General features: G+C 66.5%; 17 protein-coding genes and 2 pseudogenes. 16 read left to right on the forward strand and 3 right to left on the reverse strand.

The annotated features are described in order from the left end of the window. The first annotated feature begins 27 nt into the window (after nucleotides 1–27). The 15 genes from IPG65_RS02010 to pgi all read left to right on the forward strand — a co-directional run bounded on the left by IPG65_RS02010 (nucleotide 28) and on the right by pgi (nucleotide 15,711). The gene (locus IPG65_RS02010; protein WP_293187622.1) at nucleotides 28–2,028 is read left to right on the forward strand and encodes a conjugal transfer protein TraG; all 2,001 of its coding nucleotides are present in this window, start codon (nucleotides 28–30) and stop codon (nucleotides 2,026–2,028) included. Then, nucleotides 2,025–2,498, forward strand: coding sequence for a CopG family transcriptional regulator (locus IPG65_RS02015; protein WP_293187623.1), 474 nt, complete (start codon nucleotides 2,025–2,027; stop codon nucleotides 2,496–2,498). The genes IPG65_RS02010 and IPG65_RS02015 overlap by 4 nt, the downstream gene beginning before the upstream one ends. Then, nucleotides 2,495–3,565 (forward strand): P-type conjugative transfer ATPase TrbB, encoded by a 1,071-nt coding sequence (gene trbB / locus IPG65_RS02020; RefSeq protein WP_293187624.1) that lies wholly within the window; start codon nucleotides 2,495–2,497, stop codon nucleotides 3,563–3,565. The genes IPG65_RS02015 and trbB overlap by 4 nt, the downstream gene beginning before the upstream one ends. Further along, nucleotides 3,562–3,945 (forward strand): TrbC/VirB2 family protein, encoded by a 384-nt coding sequence (locus IPG65_RS02025; protein WP_293187625.1) that lies wholly within the window; start codon nucleotides 3,562–3,564, stop codon nucleotides 3,943–3,945. Before trbB ends, IPG65_RS02025 begins: the two co-directional genes overlap by 4 nt. Further along, nucleotides 3,942–4,214 (forward strand): VirB3 family type IV secretion system protein, encoded by a 273-nt coding sequence (locus tag IPG65_RS02030; RefSeq protein ID WP_293187626.1) that lies wholly within the window; start codon nucleotides 3,942–3,944, stop codon nucleotides 4,212–4,214. The genes IPG65_RS02025 and IPG65_RS02030 overlap by 4 nt, the downstream gene beginning before the upstream one ends. A 9-nt stretch (nucleotides 4,215–4,223) precedes the next feature. Continuing rightward, on the forward strand, nucleotides 4,224–6,680 hold the full coding sequence (gene trbE, locus IPG65_RS02035; protein WP_293187627.1) for a conjugal transfer protein TrbE: 2,457 nt from the start codon (nucleotides 4,224–4,226) through the stop codon (nucleotides 6,678–6,680). A gap of 11 nt (nucleotides 6,681–6,691) precedes the next feature. Next, nucleotides 6,692–7,420, forward strand: coding sequence for a P-type conjugative transfer protein TrbJ (gene trbJ / locus IPG65_RS02040; protein WP_293187628.1), 729 nt, complete (start codon nucleotides 6,692–6,694; stop codon nucleotides 7,418–7,420). 12 nt (nucleotides 7,421–7,432) lie between these two features. Next, nucleotides 7,433–8,800 (forward strand): P-type conjugative transfer protein TrbL, encoded by a 1,368-nt coding sequence (gene trbL / locus IPG65_RS02045; protein ID WP_293187629.1) that lies wholly within the window; start codon nucleotides 7,433–7,435, stop codon nucleotides 8,798–8,800. A gap of 11 nt (nucleotides 8,801–8,811) precedes the next feature. Continuing rightward, entirely contained in the window at nucleotides 8,812–9,516 is a 705-nt protein-coding gene (gene trbF, locus IPG65_RS02050) for a conjugal transfer protein TrbF (protein ID WP_293187630.1), read from the forward strand. Next, the gene (gene trbG, locus IPG65_RS02055) at nucleotides 9,513–10,526 is read left to right on the forward strand and encodes a P-type conjugative transfer protein TrbG (RefSeq protein WP_293187631.1); all 1,014 of its coding nucleotides are present in this window, start codon (nucleotides 9,513–9,515) and stop codon (nucleotides 10,524–10,526) included. Before trbF ends, trbG begins: the two co-directional genes overlap by 4 nt. A 2-nt stretch (nucleotides 10,527–10,528) precedes the next feature. Continuing rightward, a complete protein-coding gene (locus IPG65_RS02060) occupies nucleotides 10,529–11,785 on the forward strand; it encodes a TrbI/VirB10 family protein (RefSeq protein ID WP_293187632.1) in 1,257 nt (418 codons plus the stop codon). Then, entirely contained in the window at nucleotides 11,782–12,027 is a 246-nt protein-coding gene (locus IPG65_RS02065) for a DUF2274 domain-containing protein (protein ID WP_293187633.1), read from the forward strand. Before IPG65_RS02060 ends, IPG65_RS02065 begins: the two co-directional genes overlap by 4 nt. 142 nt (nucleotides 12,028–12,169) lie before the next feature. After that, nucleotides 12,170–12,898 carry a hypothetical protein gene (locus IPG65_RS02070; RefSeq protein ID WP_293187634.1) on the forward strand — a complete coding sequence of 243 codons (729 nt, stop codon included), beginning with the start codon at nucleotides 12,170–12,172 and terminating at the stop codon, nucleotides 12,896–12,898. A 255-nt stretch (nucleotides 12,899–13,153) separates the two neighbouring features. After that, nucleotides 13,154–14,101: a transaldolase gene (gene tal, locus IPG65_RS02075; protein ID WP_293187635.1), complete on the forward strand. Its 948-nt coding sequence runs from the start codon at nucleotides 13,154–13,156 to the stop codon at nucleotides 14,099–14,101. A 2-nt stretch (nucleotides 14,102–14,103) separates the two neighbouring features. Next, on the forward strand, nucleotides 14,104–15,711 hold the full coding sequence (gene pgi, locus IPG65_RS02080; protein WP_293187636.1) for a glucose-6-phosphate isomerase: 1,608 nt from the start codon (nucleotides 14,104–14,106) through the stop codon (nucleotides 15,709–15,711). Between the two features lie 50 nt (nucleotides 15,712–15,761). On the opposite strand, the pseudogene IPG65_RS02085 reads toward pgi, so the two are convergent. Next, nucleotides 15,762–15,920, reverse strand: a pseudogene (locus IPG65_RS02085) (IS5/IS1182 family transposase); the annotation flags it as partial. 103 nt (nucleotides 15,921–16,023) lie between these two features. Between IPG65_RS02085 and IPG65_RS02090 the strand changes: the two are divergent. Further along, nucleotides 16,024–18,534, forward strand: a complete 2,511-nt coding sequence (locus tag IPG65_RS02090; protein ID WP_293187637.1) for a winged helix-turn-helix domain-containing protein — start codon at nucleotides 16,024–16,026, stop codon at nucleotides 18,532–18,534. Between the two features lie 25 nt (nucleotides 18,535–18,559). On the opposite strand, the gene IPG65_RS02095 is transcribed toward IPG65_RS02090, so the two are convergent. Both IPG65_RS02095 and groL read right to left on the reverse strand, forming a co-directional pair. Continuing rightward, nucleotides 18,560–19,723, reverse strand: a complete 1,164-nt coding sequence (locus tag IPG65_RS02095; protein WP_293187638.1) for an ABC transporter substrate-binding protein — start codon at nucleotides 19,721–19,723, stop codon at nucleotides 18,560–18,562. 442 nt (nucleotides 19,724–20,165) lie between these two features. Next, nucleotides 20,166–21,816, reverse strand: a pseudogene (gene groL / locus IPG65_RS02100) (chaperonin GroEL). Nucleotides 21,817–21,912: the final 96 nt, after the last annotated feature.

Raw genomic sequence — 21,912 nt, forward strand, 5'->3', positions numbered from 1 at the left:
CGTTGTGCCGTGAATGGAGGCAGGGTCATGCAAGGGACGAACGTGCTGTTCGGTCAGATCGCCGTGGTGTTCGGCATCGTGATCGCCGGCGTGTGGGGCGCCACACAATGGACAGCCGCCGCCCTGGGCTACCAGCTACGCCTGGGCTCGCCCTGGTTCGATTTCCTCGGCACGCCGATCTACCACCCCTGGCGGCTGTTCGAGTGGTGGTTCTTCTTCGATGCCTATGCGCCCCACGTCTTTGACACGGGTGGCGCCATTGCAGCAGGCAGTGGCCTGTTCGCGGTGGTGGTTGCCATCGGCATGTCGATCTGGCGTTCGCGGCAATCGCGCGTGGTCACGACTTACGGCTCGGCCCGTTGGGCGAACGCTGAGGACGTTCGCAAGGCGGGCCTCACGCAGCCGGCCGGAGTGTTCCTTGGCCAGCACGACCGCCAGTACCTGCGCCATGAAGGGACAGAGCATGTCCTGACCTTCGCGCCCACACGCTCAGGCAAAGGCGTGGGCCTGGTGGTTCCGACCTTGTTGAGTTGGCCTGCATCCGCCGTCATCCACGACATCAAGGGCGAGAACTGGCAGATCACCGCAGGCTGGCGCTCGCGCTTCTCGCACTGCCTGCTGTTCAACCCCACCGATGCGAACTCTGCCGCCTACAACCCGCTGCTGGAAGTACGGCGCGGCGCGCATGAAGTGCGCGACGTGCAGAACATCGCGGACATCCTGGTCGATCCCGAAGGCGCGCTGGAGAAGCGCAACCATTGGGAGAAGACTTCGCACGCGCTGCTGGTGGGCGCCATCCTGCATGTGCTGTATGCGGGCGAAGACAAGACCTTGCGCGGGGTTGCCAATTTCCTCTCCGACCCAGCTTGTCCATTCGAGCTGACCCTGCACCGGATGATGACCACATCGCACCTGGGCGATGGTCCTCATCCCGTGGTGGCGTCCGCTGCGCGCGAAGTGCTCAACAAGTCGGACAACGAGCGTTCCGGCGTGTTGAGCACCGCCATGTCGTTCCTCGGCCTGTACCGTGACCCCACGGTGGCCGAAGTCACCTCGCGCTGCGACTGGCGCATCGCCGACCTGATTTCCGCTGCGTATCCCGTGTCGCTGTACCTGGTGGTGCCACCTTCGGACATCTCGCGAACGAAGCCGCTGATCCGCTTGATCCTCAACCAGATCGGCCGACGCCTCACGGAATCACTGGATGGCAGCGACGGCATTGCGCGCCGCCACAAGCTGCTGCTGATGCTCGACGAGTTCCCGGCGCTGGGGCGCCTGGATTTCTTCGAGACAGCGCTGGCCTTCATGGCCGGCTACGGCATCCGCAGCTTCCTCATCGCGCAGTCTTTGAATCAGATCGACAAAGCCTACGGCCAGAACCATTCGATCCTCGACAACTGCCATGTGCGGGTGACCTTCGCCACCAACGACGAACGCACCGCCAAACGGATCTCAGAAACGCTCGGCACCGCTACTGAACTGAAGTCTCAGCGCAACTACGCGGGTCACCGGCTCGCGCCGTGGCTGGGCCACCTGATGGTGTCGCGCCAGGAGACGGCCCGGCCGCTGCTGACGCCCGGCGAAGTCATGCAGCTTCCGCCCGACGAAGCCGTGGTGATGGTCTCCAGCTTGGCGCCGATCAAGGCCAAGAAGCTGCGCTACTACGCGGACAGCAATTTCAAGCACCGCGTGTTGCCGCCGCCCGTTCTTGCTGCGGGACGTTACGCAGACGTGCCTCCCGCGCGTGCCGACGATTGGAGCGCGTTGGCGATTCCCGCCGTGCCGATCGCTGCTGTCACTGATGCCGCTGAAGGCTTCGCCGCCGCCGACGACGACGGCGGCCCGCGCCGCCAGCCTGAGCTTTCCGAAGTCTCCGAATACCAACCCGAACAGGCATCCGCAGCCAACGACCTCGCGCTGCTCGATGACGACGACGCGCCGCTTCCCCTCCCGCGCCAGCTTGACCCGGCGCTGCAGCGCACGGCCCGGCTGGCATCCCTCGACCCCAACGACGGAATCGACCTATGACCCAGCACCGCCTCAATGTATTCATCCAGCCAGAGCACAGCAAACGGCTCGATGAGTTGGCCGCCAAGAAAGGCGTTTCCAAGTCATCCATCGTCGCGGCGGCGCTCGCATCGTGGCTGTCGCCGGATGCGGCCGACCAACGCGAGGCGGCGATTGCCAAGCGCCTGGATCGCCTGTCGCGCCACGCCGAACGGCTGGAGCGCGACCAGAACATCCAGATTGAAACGCTGGCGCTGTTTATCCGCTATTTCCTCACGGTGAGCACGCCCGTGCCCGAGGCGCACCAGGACGCAGCACGCGCCCAGGGCAAGGCCCGCTTTGAACAGTTCGTCGAACAGTTGGGTCGCCATCTGTTGCGCGGGCGCAGCCTGGTACGGGACGTGGTGGAGGAACTGCATCCTGATCCCGTGCGGATGGAGGATGTGGCAGGCACGGCCGCTATGGCCGATGCGCAGGAGCGTGCGTCATGAGCGCCGTTCCCCAACTCCCGCCAGAACCCCGTTCATCGGCCGCCACCTCACTGGACCGGCGCATCCAGATGCTGCGTACAGCGATGGGGCCGCTGATCGCCGCCGCGCTCGAAGACCCGGACGTGGTGGAAATCATGCTCAACCCCGATCGCACCTTGTGGATCGACCGGCTTTCCTCGGGTCGCTCCCCGATGGGTGTGGAGCTGTCCGAAGCGGACGGCGAGCGGATCATCCGTTTGGTGGCCGCCCACGTCGGCGCAGAAGTGCATCGCGGCCAGCCGCTGTTGTCGGCGGAGCTGCCCGAAACCGGCGAACGCTTCGAGGGCATCCTGCCCCCGGCCGCGCCAGGCCCCGCCTTCGCCCTGCGCAAGCGCGCCATCGGCGTGATCCCCTTGGAGCGGTACGTCCTCGACGGGATGATGACCCGCGCCCAAGCGGACTATCTCATCCGTGCAGTGCACGAGCGGCAGAACATCCTGATCGCGGGGGCCACGAGCAGCGGCAAGACCACCCTGGCCAATGCGCTGCTGGCGGAGATCGCCGCCACGGGCGACCGCGTGCTGGTGCTCGAAGACACGGTGGAGCTGCAATGCGCCGCCCGTGACCACGTGCCACTGCGCACGCGCCGAGGCGTGGTGTCCATGCAGGAACTGGTGCGCTCTTCCATGCGGCTGCGGCCGGACCGCGTGGTGGTCGGCGAGGTGCGCGGCGCCGAGGCACTCGATCTCATCAAGGTCTGGGGCACGGGCCATCCGGGCGGCATCGCCACGATCCATGCCGGTTCCGCCTTGGGCGCGCTGCTGCGCCTGGAGCAACTGATTCTCGAAGTGGCGGTGAACCCGCCCCGTGCGCTGATCGCCGAGGCGGTCAACGTGGTGATCCACATCGCCGGGCGTGGGCGCAAGCGCCGCATCGAGAGCATCGCCCGTGTCGTCGGCTTCGACGGCGCGGGCTACCAACTGGCGGACGCGCTGGAAACGCCGTTTCCCGCGCTGCCGCCGATTCCCGATGCCGCACCCGCTGCGGCGACTTTCCCGTCCCCTGACCAACCTGGAGAACTGCCATGACGCAGATGTACGTTCCTGCTTTCCGTTTTTCTACAAATCCGGCTTTGCGCCTCGCACGGCTGAGCAGCCTGGCCCGCCCTGCGGGGCAAGGACTGCTACTGGCCGCGCTGCTGTTGTTCCTGGCCGGAACCGCGCAGGCCGCCGGCTCCTCGATGCCGTGGGAAGCGCCGCTGCAATCCATCCTTGAATCCATCCAGGGACCGGTGGCGCGCATCGTGGCCGTCATCATCATCATCGCCACGGGCCTCGCGTTGGCCTTCGGCGATACCTCGGGCGGGTTCCGCAAGCTGATCCAGATCGTGTTCGGTCTGTCCATTGCGTTCGCCGCGTCCTCGTTCTTCCTGTCGTTCTTCAGCTTCTCGGGAGGGGCTGTCGTATGAGCGCCCCGGATACCTTCGCGGCTGGGTTCGAGGTGCCTTTGCATCGCTCGCTGACCGAGCCGATCTTGATGGGCGGCGCACCGCGCACCGTGGCGATTGCTAACGGCACGCTGGCCGCCGCCGTCGGGCTGGGCCTGCAACTGTGGGTTCCGGGCGTGGTGCTCTGGATCGTCGGCCACTCGCTGGCGGTATGGGGTGCGCGCGTCGATCCGCAGTTCATGGCCGTGTTCGCGCGGCACATCAAGCACCGGCCGCTGCTGGACGTGTGAGGTGATGCCATGCTGAACCTTACCGAATACCACCAGCGTCCGGCCTTGCTGGCTGACTGGCTGCCCTGGGCCGGACTCGTCGCGCCGGGTGTCGTCTTGAACAAGGACGGCAGTTTCCAACGCACGGCGCGCTTTCGGGGGCCAGACCTCGACAGCGCCACGCAGGGCGAACTGATCGCCACGTCGGCGCGGCTGAACAACGCGCTGCGGCGCTTGGGTTCGGGCTGGGCTCTGTTTGTGGAAGCCGAGCGCCGGCCGGCGGCGGACTATCCTCACTCTGAGTTTCCCGAACCGTTGTCCTGGCTGGTGGACGAGGAACGACGAGCCACCTTCGAGGACTCGGGCAACCACTTCGAGAGCGGCTATCACCTGACGCTGGTGTACCTGCCGCCCGAGGAATCGCACGCCCGCGCAGCCGGAATGCTGTACGAGAACCGGCCGACCGAGGGCGTGGACTGGCGCGAACGCCTGACGGCCTTCATGGCAGAAACGGATCGCGTCTTCGACCTGCTCGATGGCGTGATGCCGGAGATTGCCTGGCTGGATGACAGCCAGACGTTGACGTACTTGCACGCCACGATCTCGACGCGGCGCTACCACGTGAATGTGCCCGAAGTGCCATTTCACATTGACGCGCTGCTGACGGATTCCGCGCTCATTGGTGGGCTGGCGCCGATGTTGGGCGACCAGCACCTGCGCGTGGCGACGGTGCGGGGTTTTCCGACCTCGACCTGGCCGGGGATTCTGGACGACCTCAACCGCCTCGGCTTTGGCTATCGCTGGAGTACGCGCTTTCTGTGCATGGACAAAGCCGATGCGGAACGGGAATTGGGGCGCCTGCGCCGCCAGTGGTTCGCCAAGCGCAAGAACGTCATCGCGCTGCTGCGCGAAACCATCTTCCAGCAGGAAAGCCCGCTGGTGGACACCGACGCCAGCAACAAATCGGCCGATGCGGACGCGGCCCTGCAGGAGCTGGGCAGCGACCAGGTGGCCTTTGGCTATGTCACCGCGACGGTGACGGTGCTCGATGCGGACCCGGCGAAGGCCGACGAGAAGCTGCGCATGGTGGAGCGGGTGATTCAGGGACGCGGCTTCGTGACGATCCCCGAAACGCTAAATGCCGTGGATGCCTGGCTGTCGTCTATCCCAGGCCATGCCTACGCCAACGTGCGCCAGCCCATCATCTCCACGCTGAACCTGGCGCACCTGATGCCGGTGTCTGCTGTGTGGGCTGGGCCTGAGCGCAATGCCCATCTCGACGGGCCGCCGCTCATCGTGACCCGCACCGAAGGCGCGACGCCGTTCCGGCTGGTCACGCACATCGGCGACGTGGGCCACACGCTGGTGGCCGGGCCAACCGGCATGGGCAAGTCGGTTTTGCTTGCCACACTGGCGATGCAGTTTCGTCGCTATCGCGGCTCGCGCATCTTCGCGTTCGACATGGGGCGCTCGATGCGCGCCACGATCCTCGGCCTGGGCGGCGAGCACTACGACCTGGGTACGGATGGCGAAATCGCCTTCCAGCCCTTGGCTCGCATCGACCGCGAGGGCTATCGCACCTGGGCGGCCGAATGGATCGAAGGCCGATTCCGGCATGAAGGCGTGGCCGTCGGCCCGGACGAGAAGGCCGCCGTGTGGTCGGCACTCGGCAGCCTTGCCGGTGCGCCGGAGGAGCAACGCACGATGACGGGCCTGTCGGTGCTGCTGCAATCGAATGCTCTGCGCCAGGCGCTTGCGCCCTATGTGCTGGGCGGCGCGCACGGCAAGCTGCTGGACGCGGATGTGGATCGGCTGGGTTCCGGTGCGGTGCAGTGCTTCGAGATGGAGGAGCTGATGCACAGCAAGGCCGCCGTCATGGCCGTGCTGCACTACCTCTTTGCGCGCTTCGACGAACGCTTTGACGGTGCGCCCACGCTGCTGGTCCTCGATGAAGCCTGGTTGTTTCTCGATGACCCGGTGTTTGCCGCGCGCATCCGCCAGTGGCTCAAGACGCTCAGGAAAAAGAACGTCAGCGTCATCTTCGCCACGCAGTCGCTGGCGGACATCAAGGATTCGAGCATCGCGCCCGCGATCATCGAAAGCTGCGCCAGCCGCATCTTCCTGCCGAACCCGCAGGCGACCGAGCCGCAGATCAAGACGATCTATCAGGGCTTCGGCCTCAACAGCCGGCAGATCGAGATCGTCGCCACAGCAGTCCCGAAGCGCGACTACTACTACCAATCCCGCCTCGGCAACCGCCTGTTCGACCTCGACCTCGGGCCGGCGACGCTGGCGTTTGCGGGCGCGTCCTCGCCGCAGGACCAGCGGGACATGGATCGCGTGCTGCTGGACGCCGGCGTGCCCGGCTTCGCGGGCGCCTGGCTGCGCCATCGCGGCCTCGATTGGGCGGCCGATCTGCTGCCCACGTTCCCCGGCCTTGCGCCGCTGATCTCTCAGTTTCCCCCTCGCACCGCTGACCACCCATAGGAGAACCCATCATGAAAAAGCACCTTATCGCCGCTGTCGTTGCATCGCTGCTTTGCACCGTGCCCACCGTCCAGGCGCAATGGGTCGTCATCGACCCCACGAACCTCGTGCAGAACACGCTGACCGCGATCCGCACGCTGGAGCAAATCAACAACCAGATCAAGCAACTTCAGAACGAGGCGCAGATGCTCATCAACCAGGCGCGCAACCTGGCTAGTCTGCCGTTCAGCGTGGTGAGCCGGCTGCGGGCCAACCTGGCGTTGACGCAGCGGCTGATCGACCAGGCCAAAGGCATGGCCTATGACGTGGCGAACATGGACCGGATGTTTCAACGGCTGTATCCCGAGCAATACGCCGCCACCGTGAGCGGCGACCAGATGTACCGCGACACGCAGGAACGCTGGAAAAACACACTCACCAGTTTGCAGACCGCGATGCAGATGCAGGCCCAGGCGTCGCAGAACCTCAAGGATGACGAAGGGGTGCTGGCCGATCTAGTGGGCAAGAGCCAGTCCGCAGTGGGAGCCTTGCAGGCGATGCAAGCGACTAACCAGCTTCTAGCCTTGCAGGCCAAGCAATCCATCCAGACGCAGCGCTTGCAACTCACGCAGGATCGCGCGACCTCACTGGAGCTGGCCCGGCAAGCTGCGGCGGCCGAGCGCGGGCGAGAAGTACGGCGGCGCTTCTTGGGTACGGGCACCCCGTATACGCCGTACCCCGTCAACTTCTACGGCAACTGACGGAGCACAGCCATGAACGACGTGACGGTCATTGACCGATTCCTCGACACGTTCTCGCGCTACATCGACTCGGGTTTTGGGCTGCTGCAGGGCGAGGTGGCGTTCCTGACGGCCACGCTGATCGTCATCGACATGACGCTCGCCGGGCTGTTCTGGGCGATGAGCCATGCCAGCGGCCAGGGCGAGGACGTGATCGCCAAGCTGATCCGCAAAGTGCTGTATGTCGGTGCCTTCGCCTACATCATCGGCAACTTCAATACCCTGGCGGGCATCGTGTTCCGCTCGTTCGCGGGTCTGGGCCTGACGGCCAGCGGCTCGACCTTGAGCATGGGCAACTTCCTGCAACCGGGCCACCTGGCCAAGGTGGGTGTTGATGCCGCGGCGCCCATCTTCAAGCAGATCGGCGACCTCGCGGGCTTCCCCGAGGTGTTCGTGCACATCGACCAGATCGTGGTGCTGTTCTTCGCCTGGCTGGTGGTCATCATCAGCTTCTTCGTGCTGGCCGTGCAGCTCTTCGTCACGCTGATCGAGTTCAAGCTGACCACGCTCGCGGGCTTCGTGCTGGTGCCGTTCGCCCTCTGGAACAAGACGGCGTTCCTGGCCGAGAAGGTGCTGGGCAACGTGGTGTCCTCGGGCATCAAGGTGCTGGTGCTGGCCGTCATCGTGGGCATCGGCTCGGGCTTGTTCTCCGAGTTCAACATACCGGCTGGCTCGGAGCCCTCGATTGACCGGGCACTGGTCATCATGCTGGCCTCGCTGTCCATGCTGGCCCTGGGCATCTTCGGGCCGGGTATTGCGGCGGGGCTGGTGTCCGGCGGACCGCAGCTCGGTGCGGGTGCGATGGCGGGTGCGGCCATCGGCGCGGCCGGAACCGCCGTGGCGGTCGGCGCTGCAGCCACGGGCGTCGGCAGCGCCGTGGCGGCCGGGGCGCGCATGGCGCCAGCCGCCGCCAAGGTGGCGAGCGGCGGCGCCCGCTCCATGGCATCGACCGCCAGCAGCGCCAGGTCGGCGTTCCAGGCGGGCTCCGCTTCGGCTGGCGGCGGCCTCAAGGGTGCCGCCGCCGGCGTGGGCAATGTCGCCAAGACCGGCGCGCAGGCGGCCGGGCAGAAAGTGGCCGATAGCGCGCGCTCGATGACAAAGCGCGCCGCAGCCGCATTCCGGGAAGGCGGTGACGCCAGCTCTGGAGCGACTGGAACTGCATCGGGCGCCGCCGCCGATGCCGCTGCCTCATTACCACCCACCGAACAACCCGCTTGGGCCAAGCGCCTGCACCGCAGGCAGCAGCTCAGCCATGCCGCTACGACCGCTGCCCACACGCTGCGCGGTGGCGACGGTGGCAGCTCCAGCCAAGGCCCAAGCCTTCGTGATTCCGATTCATAAGGAGAAAGACCATGCGATTCAAACGACCGCAGGTGCGCTATGCCGACACGCCGCAGCCTGCCACTCCGTACCAATCCGCCGCGCAGGTGTGGGACGAGCGCATCGGCTCGGCCCGCGTGCAGGCGAAGAACTGGCGCTTCATGGCCTTCGGCTGTTTCACGCTGGCCGTGCTGATGGCCGGGGGCCTGGTCTGGCGCTCGGCGCAGTCCATCGTGACACCCTACGTCATCGAGGTGGACAACGCCGGCCAGGTACGCGCCGTCGGCGAAGCCGCCACGCCGTACCAGCCCAGCGATGCCCAGGTGGCCTACCACCTGGGCCGCTTCATCGGTCTGGTGCGTGGCTTGTCCGTCGACCCCATCGTGGTGCGGCAGAACTGGCTGGATGCCTATGACTACACCACCGACAAGGGCGCAGTCGTGCTCAACGAGTACGCGCGAGTTGCAGATCCTTTCTCGCGCATTGGCAAGGAATCGGTGACGGTGCAGATCAGCAGCGTGACGCGCGCCAGTGAGTCGTCTTTCAACGTGCGCTGGACGGAGACACGCTTTGTGAACGGCGCGCTGGACCGCACCGAACGCTGGAACGCGGTGATCTCCACTGTGCTGCAAACCCCGCGCACCGAGCAACGTGTGCGCAAGAACCCTCTGGGCATCTACGTCAATGGCTTGTCGTGGAGCCGTGAACTGGATTCTTCTGAAGGAGCAAAACCATGAATGCACGTTTCCGTAAATCCGCTTTGCCGGCGATCCTGCTGGCATCCACCGTCCTGTTCACGGGCTGCGCCACGCAGGGCAAGCCGCCGCCGTCGATCTCGCTCGATGAGCCGGTGCAGGCGCAAGCATTGCCCGAGGTACCGAAGCCCGTGGAGGTGGTCAGCGTTCCCGAGCCATTGGCCTTGCTGGGGCAACTGATGCCGTTGCCCGGCACGGGGGACGCCAAACTTACGCAAGAGCCTGCGGACGAGAAGGTGCGCGTGTCGCGCGCCAATGCCGAGGCGCGCATTGCGCCCACGCGCGAGGGCTATGTGAATGCGATCCAGGTGTGGCCGTTCACCGATGGCGCGCTGTATCAGGTCTATGCGGCCGTGGGCCGCGTGACCGTGATCGCGCTCCAGCCGGGCGAGGAGCTGGTGACGGTGGCCGCCGGTGACACAGTACGCTGGATCGTAGGCGATACGTCCAGCGGTTCTGGTGCGGACTTGCGCGTGAATGTGATGGTCAAGCCGATCCGCTCGGGCCTCAAGACCAATCTGGTCATCACCACCAGCCGCCGTACCTACCTGCTGGAGCTGACCTCGACCGACAAGACATGGATGGCCTCGGTGTCTTGGGAGTATCCGAAGGACAAGATGCTGGCCTTGCAGCGCCAGGCGCAGGCGGCCAGCGCCGCCGCGCCGGTCGATGCGGGCCTGTCGTTGGAGAATATTCGGTTTCGCTATGCGATCAGCGGCAGCAATCCGCCGTGGAAACCGCTGCGCGCCTTCGACGATGGCGAGAAGGTCTATATCCAGTTCCCGGCGGGCATCGCCCAAGGCGAGCTGCCGCCGCTGTTCGTCATCGGCGCGCAGGGCGATGGGCAACTGGTGAACTACCGCTTCCGCTCGCCGTACTACATCGTGGATCGCCTGTTCGGCGCGGCCGAGCTGCGCCTGGGTGGCGATAAGGGCGACGTGGTGCGGATCGAGCGCACGGATGGTGTCTCGGGTGGCACGCGGAGGAACTGATCATGAGCCAGGACGATTCCCCTGATCTTGCACCGCAGGCGGGCAAGGTCGCACCCGACGCGGTGGCGCTGCGTGCCCAGCCGCACCCGGTCACGCGCCTGAACCGCCGCACGCTGGCCATGCTCACCGGCGGCCTGTCGGTCGCCGTGCTCGGCGCCACGATCTGGTCATTGCAGCCGCATCGGCGCGGAGGCGAGCAGACCGAGCTGTACAACGTGGATCGCGTCTCGAAGTCCGAAGGGCTGGATGGCCTGCCGTCGGACTACTCCAAGCTGCCGAAGGTGCCGGAGCTGGGGCCGCCGCTGCCGGGCGACCTTGGCCCGGCCATCGTGGCTTCGCAGCAACCGGTGACACCTACCTATATGCCGCCGGGCCATGATCCCAACGATGCCTTGCGCAAGGAGGCCGAAGCGGCGGCGGCTTCGTCAGTGTTCTTCCGCTCGGGCAAGCCGGGGCAAACCGCTGGCGCTGTTGCACAGGCGGCGCCCGGTGCCCCCAGCGCCAGTGCAGCCTTCGATCCGCTGGCAGCCGGGCCGACCTCGACCACGGCTCAGCCATCCGATCCGACCACGGTGCAGAACCGCCAGGAGCAGAAGGAAGCCTTTCTGAAAGGCGGTTCTACGGAAACCCGTAATTCCGGCCATCTCCAGATGCCAGCCTCGCCGTACCAGGTCATGGCGGGAACAGTGATCGCGGCCGCGCTGGTGACGGGCATCAAGTCCGATCTTCCGGGCGACGTGATCGCCACGGTGACGGAGCCGGTCTATGACACGGCCACGGGCAAGTTCCTGCTGATCCCGCAGGGCTCGCGCATCCTGGGCCGCTACAACAGCCAGGTGAGCTATGGGCAGAGCCGCGTGCAGATGGTGTGGAACCGGATCATCCTGCCCGACACGTCTTCGCTGACGCTGGACAACCTCGTGGGCACCGATCCGGCGGGCTATGCCGGTGTGGAGGACGAGGTAGACCGGCACTGGGGCCGCATCCTGGCCGGGGCCGCATTGACCACGCTGCTCGGCGTGGGCGCCGAGCTGGCCGCACCGGAAAACCGGCAGGATGGAAACCGCATCGTGATCGCCGGGCGCGACAGCGCCCAGGACAGCATCAACCAGGTCGGGCAGGAGATGACCCGGCGCAACATCAACATCCAGCCGACGTTGACGGCGCGGCCGGGGCTGCCAGTGCGGATCATCGTTAACCGCGATCTGGTGTTGCGTCCCTACCAGCCATTGTTCTTCAACCGTGGAGCTGCGAAATGAAAACCGCCAAGAAGCTCCGGCTGGGGCCGCTGCCCAAGACCGAGAACGTCAAGCTGACCTTTGCCTGCCCGGCCAGCCTGAAAGCCGACCTCGACCGCTACGCCGCGCTGCACGCGCAGGCTTATGGCGAGGCGGTCGATACCGAGAAGCTGATCCCGCACATGCTGGAGGCGTTCATGGCGGGGGATCGGGGCTTTCGGCGCAAGGCACAGCAGAGCCCGCCATCGCCCGCTCAAGCCTGATCTTGCTAAAATTCGGATCATGCACGGGTAGGTGCTGGCCGTCCGCAATGGCAAAGTTCACTCACTACCAATGGCAATTTCCATTGGAATCTTGATCGGATTCCTACTGAGCGGGCCCTAGGAGTCTTCGATTGAGAAACCAATGAAGATAAGCACCATCACATGGGCCGACTTGGCTCGCGTTAAGAAAGCCGCCAAGGCGGCCAAAGCTGCATTCCCAGACCTCACGTATATGCAACGGCTTGATGCCATTGCTGCGGCTGAGTATGGCGTGCGCCACTTCCACGAACTGCAAAAGCGCTACGATGCGCAGGCGGTCAGCCACGTTGACGTGGACGGCGGTGCGCACCATTGCCGCTTCTGCTCCTACACCTTCGATGGGGCACTGCCCGCCGACATTAAGGCGCACGGCGAGCGGCATAAGCACTTCGAGGAGGCGCAGGCAGTGTTGGGCTTCGTGCCGATGCCGTACAAGGAGCGTGAGCAGATCAAGCGCACCGGGTATGAGTGGATGCACTCGTCCGACCCAGGAACTCAGCGGCGAGGCGCGCTGGTAGTTCTGCTCTCTCACTTCGAGCGTTCGATGGGACGCGCGGTCGATGGTGGGCGCTGGCACAAGCATCCGTACCTGACGGAGTACCTTGCATATGCACTGCCTGGTGCGGCCTTTATCCCCGAGTCAATTCGCCAGCGGCTCGCCAAGGAGTTCGGTGAGCAGTCTGGAGTCATTGCAGCCGGGACGACGGACTGGCCTTCACAGGCCACCGTCAATTTGAGCCGTTCCGCCTCCGATGCAGTGGCCTCCACGCGGCTCCGCGAGAACCTGTCGCAGGAGGCAAAAGCCGCTGCGGAGGCCTCGATCCCAGGCTGATTCGGGACGCCACAACGCCCTCTAGGGCACGCCGATGTTTGCCACCGACGTGTCCCTATGTGGCTCCTAGGCTTCAAAGTGCGACCACCGAAGAACTGCCTAAATAGAACCTAACTGATTGTGGCGTATGGAGATTTTCTCCGATCCAATCCGACCACAAGGACTTGACATCGGACATTTTTTATTGCTGGGCCGTCCCAAAGGTGGTGGCCAGGCATCGTCTCTCCTCGCCTAGAGGGCAGATAATCGGGCGCCATGAATCAACTCGACGCGCTCAAGCAGTTCACCACGGTGGTCGCCGACACCGGCGACTTCAAGCAACTGGCCCAATACCAGCCCCAGGACGCGACGACCAATCCGTCGCTGATCCTGAAGGCCGTGCAGAAGCCCGAGTACGCGCCTCTGCTGGCCGACACGGTCGCCCGCTGGCGCCGCCACGGCCTGGAAGAGGCCATGGACCGGCTGCTGGTGCGCTTCGGCTGCGAGATCCTGTCGATCATCCCGGGCCGCGTGTCCACCGAGGTGGACGCCCGCCTGTCGTTCGACACCGGGGCCAGCGTGGCGCGCGCCGAGCGCCTCATCCGGCTGTACCAGGCCGAGGGTGTGGACACGGGCCGCGTGCTCATCAAGGTGGCGGCCACCTGGGAGGGTATCGAGGCGGCGCGCCGCCTGGAGCGGCGCGGCATCCACACCAACCTGACGCTGCTCTTCTCGTTCTGCCAGGCCGTGGCCTGCGGGCAGGCCGGGGTGCGCCTGATCTCGCCCTTCGTCGGCCGCATCTACGACTGGTACAAGAGGCAGGCCGGCAGCGCGTGGGACGAGGCCGCGATGGCCGGCGCGGGCGACCCCGGCGTGCAGTCGGTGCGGGCGATCTACAACCACTACAAGCGCCACGGCATCGCCACCGAGGTGATGGGAGCGAGCTTCCGCAACGTCGGCCAGATCCTGGCGCTGGCGGGCTGCGACCTGCTGACCATCGCGCCCGAGCTGCTGGCCCAACTGGCCGCCAGCGATGCGCCCGTGGCCCGCGCGCTCGACCCCGAGGCCGCGCGCGCCCTCGACCTGCCCGCCGTGCGGTACGACGAGGCGGGTTTCCGCCACGCGCTCAACCAGGATGCGATGGCCACCGAGAAGCTGGCCGAGGGCATCCGGGCCTTCGCCGCCGACGCGGTGAAGCTCGAGCAGTTGATGCAGGCTGCCTGAACATGGCGGGCCAGCCGGCGCCGTCGCCCGTCGCGGCCCGCGTGCGCTGCGACCACACCCGCGCCTGGGCGGCGCTGCACGCGCACTACGCGCGGTCGGGCCAGGCCTTCGACGTGCGCGACGCCTTCGCCGCCGACCCCGGCCGCCATGCCGCCTTCAGCCAGGAGGCGCCGCACGTGTTCGCCGACCTCTCGCGCCACCGCGTGGACGCGGCGACCGAGGCGCTGCTGATGGACCTGGCGCGCGAATGCGGGCTGCCGGCGTGGCGCGACGCGATGTTCGCCGGCGCGCTGGTCAACACCACCGAGCAGCGGGCCGCGTTGCACCATTTGTTGAGAAATGTGGCCTCAGCCAGCGTGGATATTGTGCCATCAGCTACTGAATTCATAGTGAACGCGCAGCAGGAGGTGGCGGCCACGCGCCGCGCCATGCTGGCCTACGCCGAGGCGGTGCGGGCGGACGAGCGCATCACCGACGTCGTCGGCATCGGCATTGGCGGCTCCGGCCTGGGCCCGGCCATGGTGGTGGCGGCGCTGGAGGACATCGCCGCGCCGGCCAAGCGCATCCACTTCGTCTCCAACGTCGATGGCATGGCGCTGGGCAGCGTGCTGCACGGGCTGCGGCCGCGGAACACGCTGTTCCTCATCGCCTCCAAGACCTTCACCACGGCCGAGACCATGGTCAACGCGCACGCCGCGCGCGATTGGTTCGTGGCCCAGGGCGGCGGCCTGCCCATCGACCGGCACTTCGTCGGGCTGACCACCCACCTGGAGGCCGCGCGCGCCTTCGGCATCGCCACCACCTTCGGCTTCTGGGACTGGGTGGGCGGGCGCTTCTCGCTGTGGTCGGCCATCGGGCTGCCGATCGCCATCGCCATCGGGGCCGACGCCTTCGGCGCGCTGCTGGCCGGCGCGCACGCGATGGACGAGCACTTCCGCCACGCGCCCCTGGAGCGCAACCTGCCCGTGCGGCTGGGCCTGCTCGACGTGTGGTACCGCAACTTCCACGGCTTCACCAGCCGCTGCATCGCGCCCTACAGCCATGGCCTGCGGCGCCTGCCGGCCTACCTGCAGCAACTGGAGATGGAGAGCAACGGCAAGGGCGTGGACTGGCAGGGCCGCGCGCTGCCCTACGCCACCGCGCCCGTCGTGTGGGGCGAAGCGGGCACCAACGGCCAGCACGCGTTCTTCCAGATGATCCACCAGGGCCACGACGTGATCCCGGTCGAATTCATCGTGCTGCGGCGCGGCGGGCGCGACTTGCCCGGCCACCACCCGCGCCTGGTGGCCAACGCGCTGGCCCAGGCCCAGGCGCTGATGCTGGGGCGTGCCAGCGCCGACGGCCACCGCCACTTCAGCGGCAACCGGCCCAGCAGCGTGCTGGTGCTGGAGCAGCTCGACGCGGCCTCGCTGGGCGCGCTGATCGCGCTGTACGAGCACCGTGTGGCGGTCAGTGGCATGGTCTGGGGCATCAACAGCTTCGACCAGTGGGGCGTGGAGCTGGGCAAGCAGCTCGCCGCCAACATCGAACCGCGCCTGGCCACGGGCGACACCACCGGGCTGGACGCCTCGACGGCCGCGCTGGTGCGGCGCCTCGGCCGCAAGGTCTAGTACGCCGGACTTGAGCCCGAGCGGTGCGGATTGCTCGGTGCAGCGCTCTCATGATGCGAGCGCCTCTTGAGCGCCAGCAGCGGCTCGACTCGCGCTTGCACGCAGGCGATCACGTTGGCCTGGCTGTAAAAGCCGTTGTCCCCAAGCAGCGCGTTCACTCGGCCCAGCACCGCGGGCAACGCGGCAATCTGCTTGAGCGTGGGTACGATCCGTGTTCTTCACGCTCTGCGCGTCCACGATCAAGAACGTGCCGCAGGCGTTGCGCCGACGATTTCGCATATAACGCTGAGCAAAACAACCGTTGGAGGAGGCGTGATCGAGGAACACCGCTTCGGCCATTTCGAGTTACGGCCAGGACAGCGTTGCCTGCTGGCGAACGGCCGGCCGGTTCCGTTGGGCGGCCGCGCGCTGGACCTGCTGGCCGCGCTGGCCCGGCGGCAGGGACAGATCGTCAGCCGCGGCGAACTCTACGACGCCGTGTGGCCCGGCGTCGCCGTGGAAGAGAACAACCTGGCCGTGCAAGTTCTGGCGCTGCGCAAGGTGCTGGGGGCACAGGCGATCGTTACCGTGCCTGGCCGTGGATACCAGTTGGCGCTGCAGCCTGGGGAGCCTCCAGCGGCGCTGGCGGCCTTCCTGGCCACTTCCTCGGCCACCGGCCTGCCGCCCCTGGGGCAAGCACTGCTGGGCCGGGACACGGAGTTGACCGACCTGTGTGACATGCTCGAACAGCAGCACCTGATCACCGTGCTGGGCGCGGGTGGCATGGGCAAGACCTCGCTGGCCCTGGCGGCGGCATGCCGCTGCGAGCATCTGTGGCACGACGGCGTGGCCTGGGTCGAGTTCGCCGGTGTGGCGGACCCTGCGTTGGTCGCCAGCACCGTGGCGCGCGCGATGCGGGTCCCGGCGAGCAGCGATGCGGACCCGGTATTGGCCCTGGCAGCGGCGCTCACCCAAAGGCAGTTGCTGCTGGTGCTGGACAACGCCGAACATCTGCTCGCCGCGGTGGCGCGACTGGCGGATGCGCTCGTGCGCGCGGCGCCTGGCCTGCACCTGCTGGTCACCAGCCAGGCGCCGCTGAAAGTGACGGACGAGCACCTGTTTCGCCTGGGCCCCCTGAGCGTGCCGGCATATGATCCGCCGCCAGCCGAGGCCCTGCAGTACGGGGCCGTCGCGCTGTTCGCCGAGCGGGCGGGCGCCAGCGACCAGACGTTCGAACTGACGGCGGCCAACGTCGGTGCCGTCGTGGGCATCTGCCGCCGCCTGGAGGGGCTGCCCCTCGCGCTGAAGCTGGCTGCGGCACGCATGCCGCTGCTCGGAGCAAGCGGATTGCAAGCCAGATTGATGCGCGGCACGGCGATCCTTGCCGAGGCTCACGACAGTGCCGCCCTGCCCCGGCAACGGACACTGCAGGCCGCGCTCGACTGGAGCTACGGATTGCTGTCGCCAGCGGTGCAAACCCTCTTTCGGCGCCTGTCGGTCTTCGCAGGGGGGTTCTCGCTCGACGCCGCGATCCTGCTGGCGCAGGGCGAGCGTGAAGACATGGATGAGATGGCAGCGGTCGAAGCGCTCTCCGAGTTGATCGACCGCTCGCTGGTCGTCGCGAGCCAGGCCGAACCGCCGCGCTACCGGCTGCTCGAAGGCGTGCGCGATCATGCCCGCTTGCTGCTGGCGCGCAATGGCAAAACGCAGGCCGTACGGCGCCAGCATGCGTTGGCGATTCTCGAGGTGTTCAAACGAGCCAAGCAGGACTACCTGACCACCGAGGACTCCCGCTGGGTCGCGGCCTATGGCGCCGATCTCGACAATTTGCGCGCCGCGCTTGACTGGTGTGCCCACGCTGAGCCCGGCCTGGCCGTGCAACTCCTGGCCCATTCAGGTTTCCTGTTCTTCAGCATCGGACTGATTCAGGAGTTTCGGGACCGTTGTGCCAATGCCGAGGCGGCCGCGGCGTTGCTCCCGGATTCGGTGGTGGTGGCGGACTTCTGGCTGCATCGGTCACTGAGCATGGCCTGGTGCGCCCATCGACTGATGCACGACTGGGCCCTGCGCGCGAGCGAGATCTATCGCCGGGCGGGTGACCGGCTGGGACTGTATCTCGCGCTGTGCTTCGTCACCGGCAGCGGGCGTCCTGCGACCGCACGCCTCGAGCCCCTCTTGCACGAAATTCGACGGCTGGAAGATCCCGAGTGGCCAGCCTCGCTTCGCCTGCATCGTTGTTGGGTGGAAGACATCGTTCACTTTCTGCTGGGCCGGCCCGAACTGGCGCGCCAGGTGGCCGTGTCGGCGTTGCGCCAAGCCGAGCAGAGCGGCCACACGATCATGGCGAACGCATTCGTCACCCGGATCGCCATGATTGAACTGGTGCTCGGGCACACCGAGGCCGCGATCGCTCGCAGCCGCGAGGCCATTGCGCGCGAGCGTGCCCTGGGCATCAGGCAACCTGTTCAACCGCTGGGCCACCTGGCCCGCGCCCTGCTGGCGAAGCATGCGTTCGCCGAAGCGCGCGAGGTGATGGCGGATTTCCTGCAGTGCTGCCGCGCCGAGCGCTGGGTGGGTTTGCCCATGTTCAGCGATCTCCTGGCCAAGCTGGCCCTGGGCGAGGGTCGCCCGCGCAGCGCAGCCTGTCTGGTCGGCTACGCGGACGCGGCATGGCGGGGTATTGGAACGCCAGTGCGGGCAGGGGCACGCTTTCGGGTCCACGCGGTACGCGAACTCAGCGCGGCCTTGGGTGCCGAGCTGTTGGAACAGCTCATGGCGACAGGGGCGTCCATGACTGAAATCGAGGCCTGCGCATGCACCTTGGGAAACACCGATCTGGCCTGAACGTCGCTCAGCACGGCGACCGCCTCTACTTGAGGTAGTCCGACACCACCTTCCACCGGCCGTCCTGGATCTGCGACAGGCGCGAGACATCGGTTGCCAGGCGCTGAGTGGGCGAGAACGTCCCCTGGGGCGCGCCGAAGATGTCGGGCGGGATGGTCATGCTGTCCATCGCCTTGATGAAGCTGTCGGTGCTCAGGTCGGGCCCTGCCTTCTGCGCGCCCTTGATGAAGGTGTCCAGCAGGATATAGCCGTAGGTTGAGTACACCCCGGGGTCTTCGTTGTATCTGGTCTTGTACTTGTTGGCCCAGAAGCGCAGTGGCTGCGAGGCCTCGTCGAGGTAGGGGTGCTGCACGGTCATGGTCGCGTACAGGCCGTCCATGGCCTTGCCCCCCAGCTTGGGGATCAGGTCGCTGTAGGCCCCGTTGAACCCCAGGAAGGTGGGGGAGAAGCCGGTCTTGCGCGCCTCGCCGATGGTGCCGATGGTTTCGCGGATGAGGCTGCCCAGCACCACGAAGTCGCAGCCGCCCGCCTTCATTCGAGCCACCTGCGAGGAAAAGTCGGTGGCGCCACGCTTGAAGCTGGTCTTCTCGGCCAGCTCCATGCCAATCGACCGCGCGCCGGCCTCGGCGCCGCGCAGCACCTCCAGCCCGGTCTCATCGTCCTGGTAGATGGCGCACAGTTTCCTGGCACCCTTCTCCTTGGCCAGCCTGGGCAGCGCCAGTCGCATCTGATCGTAGCTGGGGACGGCGAAGGAATACTTCAGCCGGTGCAGCGGCTCGTACATCTCGCGCGCGCCCGCGATCGGGAGGAAACTGATCACGTTCTTCTCGAACAGCACCGGGAAGGCGGCGATGTTCGCCGCCGTGCCGAGGTGGCCGACCATGGCGAAGATCTGGTCCTGGTTGACCAGCTTCTGCGCCGCCAGCACGGCGCGCTTGGGGTCAAAGCCCGAGTCTTCCACCTTCAGATTGATCTTGCGGCCGTTCACGCCGCCTTGTTCATTGACTTCGTCCACGCGCAACTGCATGCCCATGCGCAATTGCTTGCCGAGGCTCGCCGCCGGGCCGGACAGGTCCTGGATGGTGCCCAACGTGATCTGGTCCTTGGACACACCCTGCGATGGCGCAGCGGCGACGCCGGCCGCCGCCAGGGTGCAGGTGAGGGCGAGGAGAGAGTGTTTCAGCAGCATGGTTTGACTCCTTGGGTTCGTGGACGGGTCTTGCGCACGCGCGGCGCGGCAGTGACTGCCCTGGGAGTCGGTCGGGTTAGCCTGCAGCCCGACCGACTCCTGGACTGCCGCGAACAGTGTGGCAAGCGCCAGCTTTAAAGTCCTTTACCGCAACGCGCAAAACACTTCGCATGAGTCCACCGCGGTTGGCCTGGCGCGCCAGCCGCGACTCGGCGAACACCTGCTGGCCCACCTGCGGCGGCAACGGGGTGGACGCGCGCTTCGTGCTGCGCGGCGCGGCGCCCGGCACCAACCGCGACGCCTCTGCCCCTGCTCGAAGGAAAAGGTGTCAACCCTGGGCAGGACGGGTCATGAAAAAGAAAAAGGCGCGGACTCGCCGCGCCTTTTCTTGATGGGCCTGGGACAGGCCACCCGAGGAGCCGGGCTCTCCGGGTGAAGGGCATCACATGCCCATGTCGCCCATGCCGCCCATTCCACCCATGCCGCCGGGCATGCCGCCGGCGGGCGCGTCGTCCTTCGGGGACTCGGCGACCATGGCCTCGGTCGTCAGCATCAGGCCGGCCACGGAGGCGGCGTTCTGCAGCGCGGTGCGGGTCACCTTGGTCGGGTCCAGGATGCCCATGTCGATCATGTCGCCGTACTCGCCGTTGGCGGCGTTGTAGCCGAAGTTGCCCGTGCCTTCCAGCACCTTGTTGACCACCACGCTGGCTTCGTCGCCGGCGTTGTAGACGATCTCGCGCAGGGGCGACTCGATGGCCTTGAGCACCAGCTTGATGCCGGCGTCCTGGTCGGGGTTGGCGCCCTTGATGTCGCCCGCGGCCTGCTTGGCGCGCAGCAGCGCCACGCCGCCACCGGCCACGATGCCTTCTTCCACCGCGGCGCGGGTGGCGTGCAGGGCGTCTTCCACGCGGGCCTTCTTCTCCTTCATCTCGACTTCGGTCGCGGCGCCCACCTTGATGACGGCCACGCCGCCGGCCAGCTTGGCCACGCGCTCCTGCAGCTTCTCGCGGTCGTAGTCGCTGGTGGCTTCCTCGATCTGCACGCGGATCTGCTTGACGCGCGCTTCGATGTCCTCGGCCTTGCCGGCGCCGTCGATGATGGTGGTGTTTTCCTTGCCCACTTCGATGGTCTTGGCCTGGCCCAGGTCGGCCAGCGTCACCTTGTCCAGCGACAGGCCCACTTCCTCGGCGATGACCTTGCCACCGGTCAGGATGGCGATGTCTTCCAGCATGGCCTTGCGGCGGTCGCCGAAGCCGGGCGCCTTGACGGCGACGACCTTCAGGATGCCGCGGATGGTGTTGACCACCAGCGTGGCCAGGGCCTCGCCCTCGACCTCTTCGGCGATGATCAGCAGCGGACGGCCGGCCTTGGCCACGGCTTCCAGCGTGGGCAGCAGCTCGCGGATGTTGCTGATCTTCTTGTCGAACAGTAGCACGTAGGGGTTGTCCAGGACGGCGGCCTGCTTCTCGGGGTTGTTGATGAAGTAGGGCGACAGGTAGCCGCGGTCGAACTGCATGCCTTCGACCACGTCCAGCTCGTTGTCCAGGCTCTTGCCGTCCTCGACGGTGATCACGCCCTCTTTACCGACCTTGTCCATCGCGTCGGCGATGATCTTGCCGATCGACTCGTCGGAGTTGGCGGAGATGGAGCCGACCTGGGCGATCTCCTTGCTGGTGGTGGTGGCCTTGCTGGCCTTCTTCAGCTGCTCGACCAGCTGCGATCACGGCCTTGTCGATGCCGCGCTTCAGGTCCATCGGGTTCATGCCGGCGGCCACGTACTTCATGCCTTCGCGCACGATGGCCTGGGCCAGCACGGTGGCGGTGGTGGTGCCGTCACCGGCGTTGTCGCTGGTCTTGGAAGCGACTTCCTTGACCATCTGCGCGCCCATGTTCTGGAGCTTGTCCTTCAGCTCGATTTCCTTGGCGACGGACACGCCGTCCTTGGTCACCGTGGGGGCGCCGAACGAGCGCTCCAGCACCACGTTGCGGCCTTTCGGGCCCAGGGTGGTCTTGACCGCGTTGGCCAGGATGTTCACGCCTTCGACCATGCGGGCGCGGGCTTCGCCGCCGAAAACTACGTCTTTTGCTGCCATTTGCCTTGGCTCCTAGAAATTTGAATAAAAAAGGGTGCTGGCCCGCGTGGATATTGCGCCGCCAGCTATTGAATTGAGAGTGTCCGAGGTGGGCGG

The organism is Ottowia sp. (assembly GCF_016703145.1).
In the GTDB taxonomy this organism is placed as follows: domain Bacteria; phylum Pseudomonadota; class Gammaproteobacteria; order Burkholderiales; family Burkholderiaceae_C; genus Ottowia.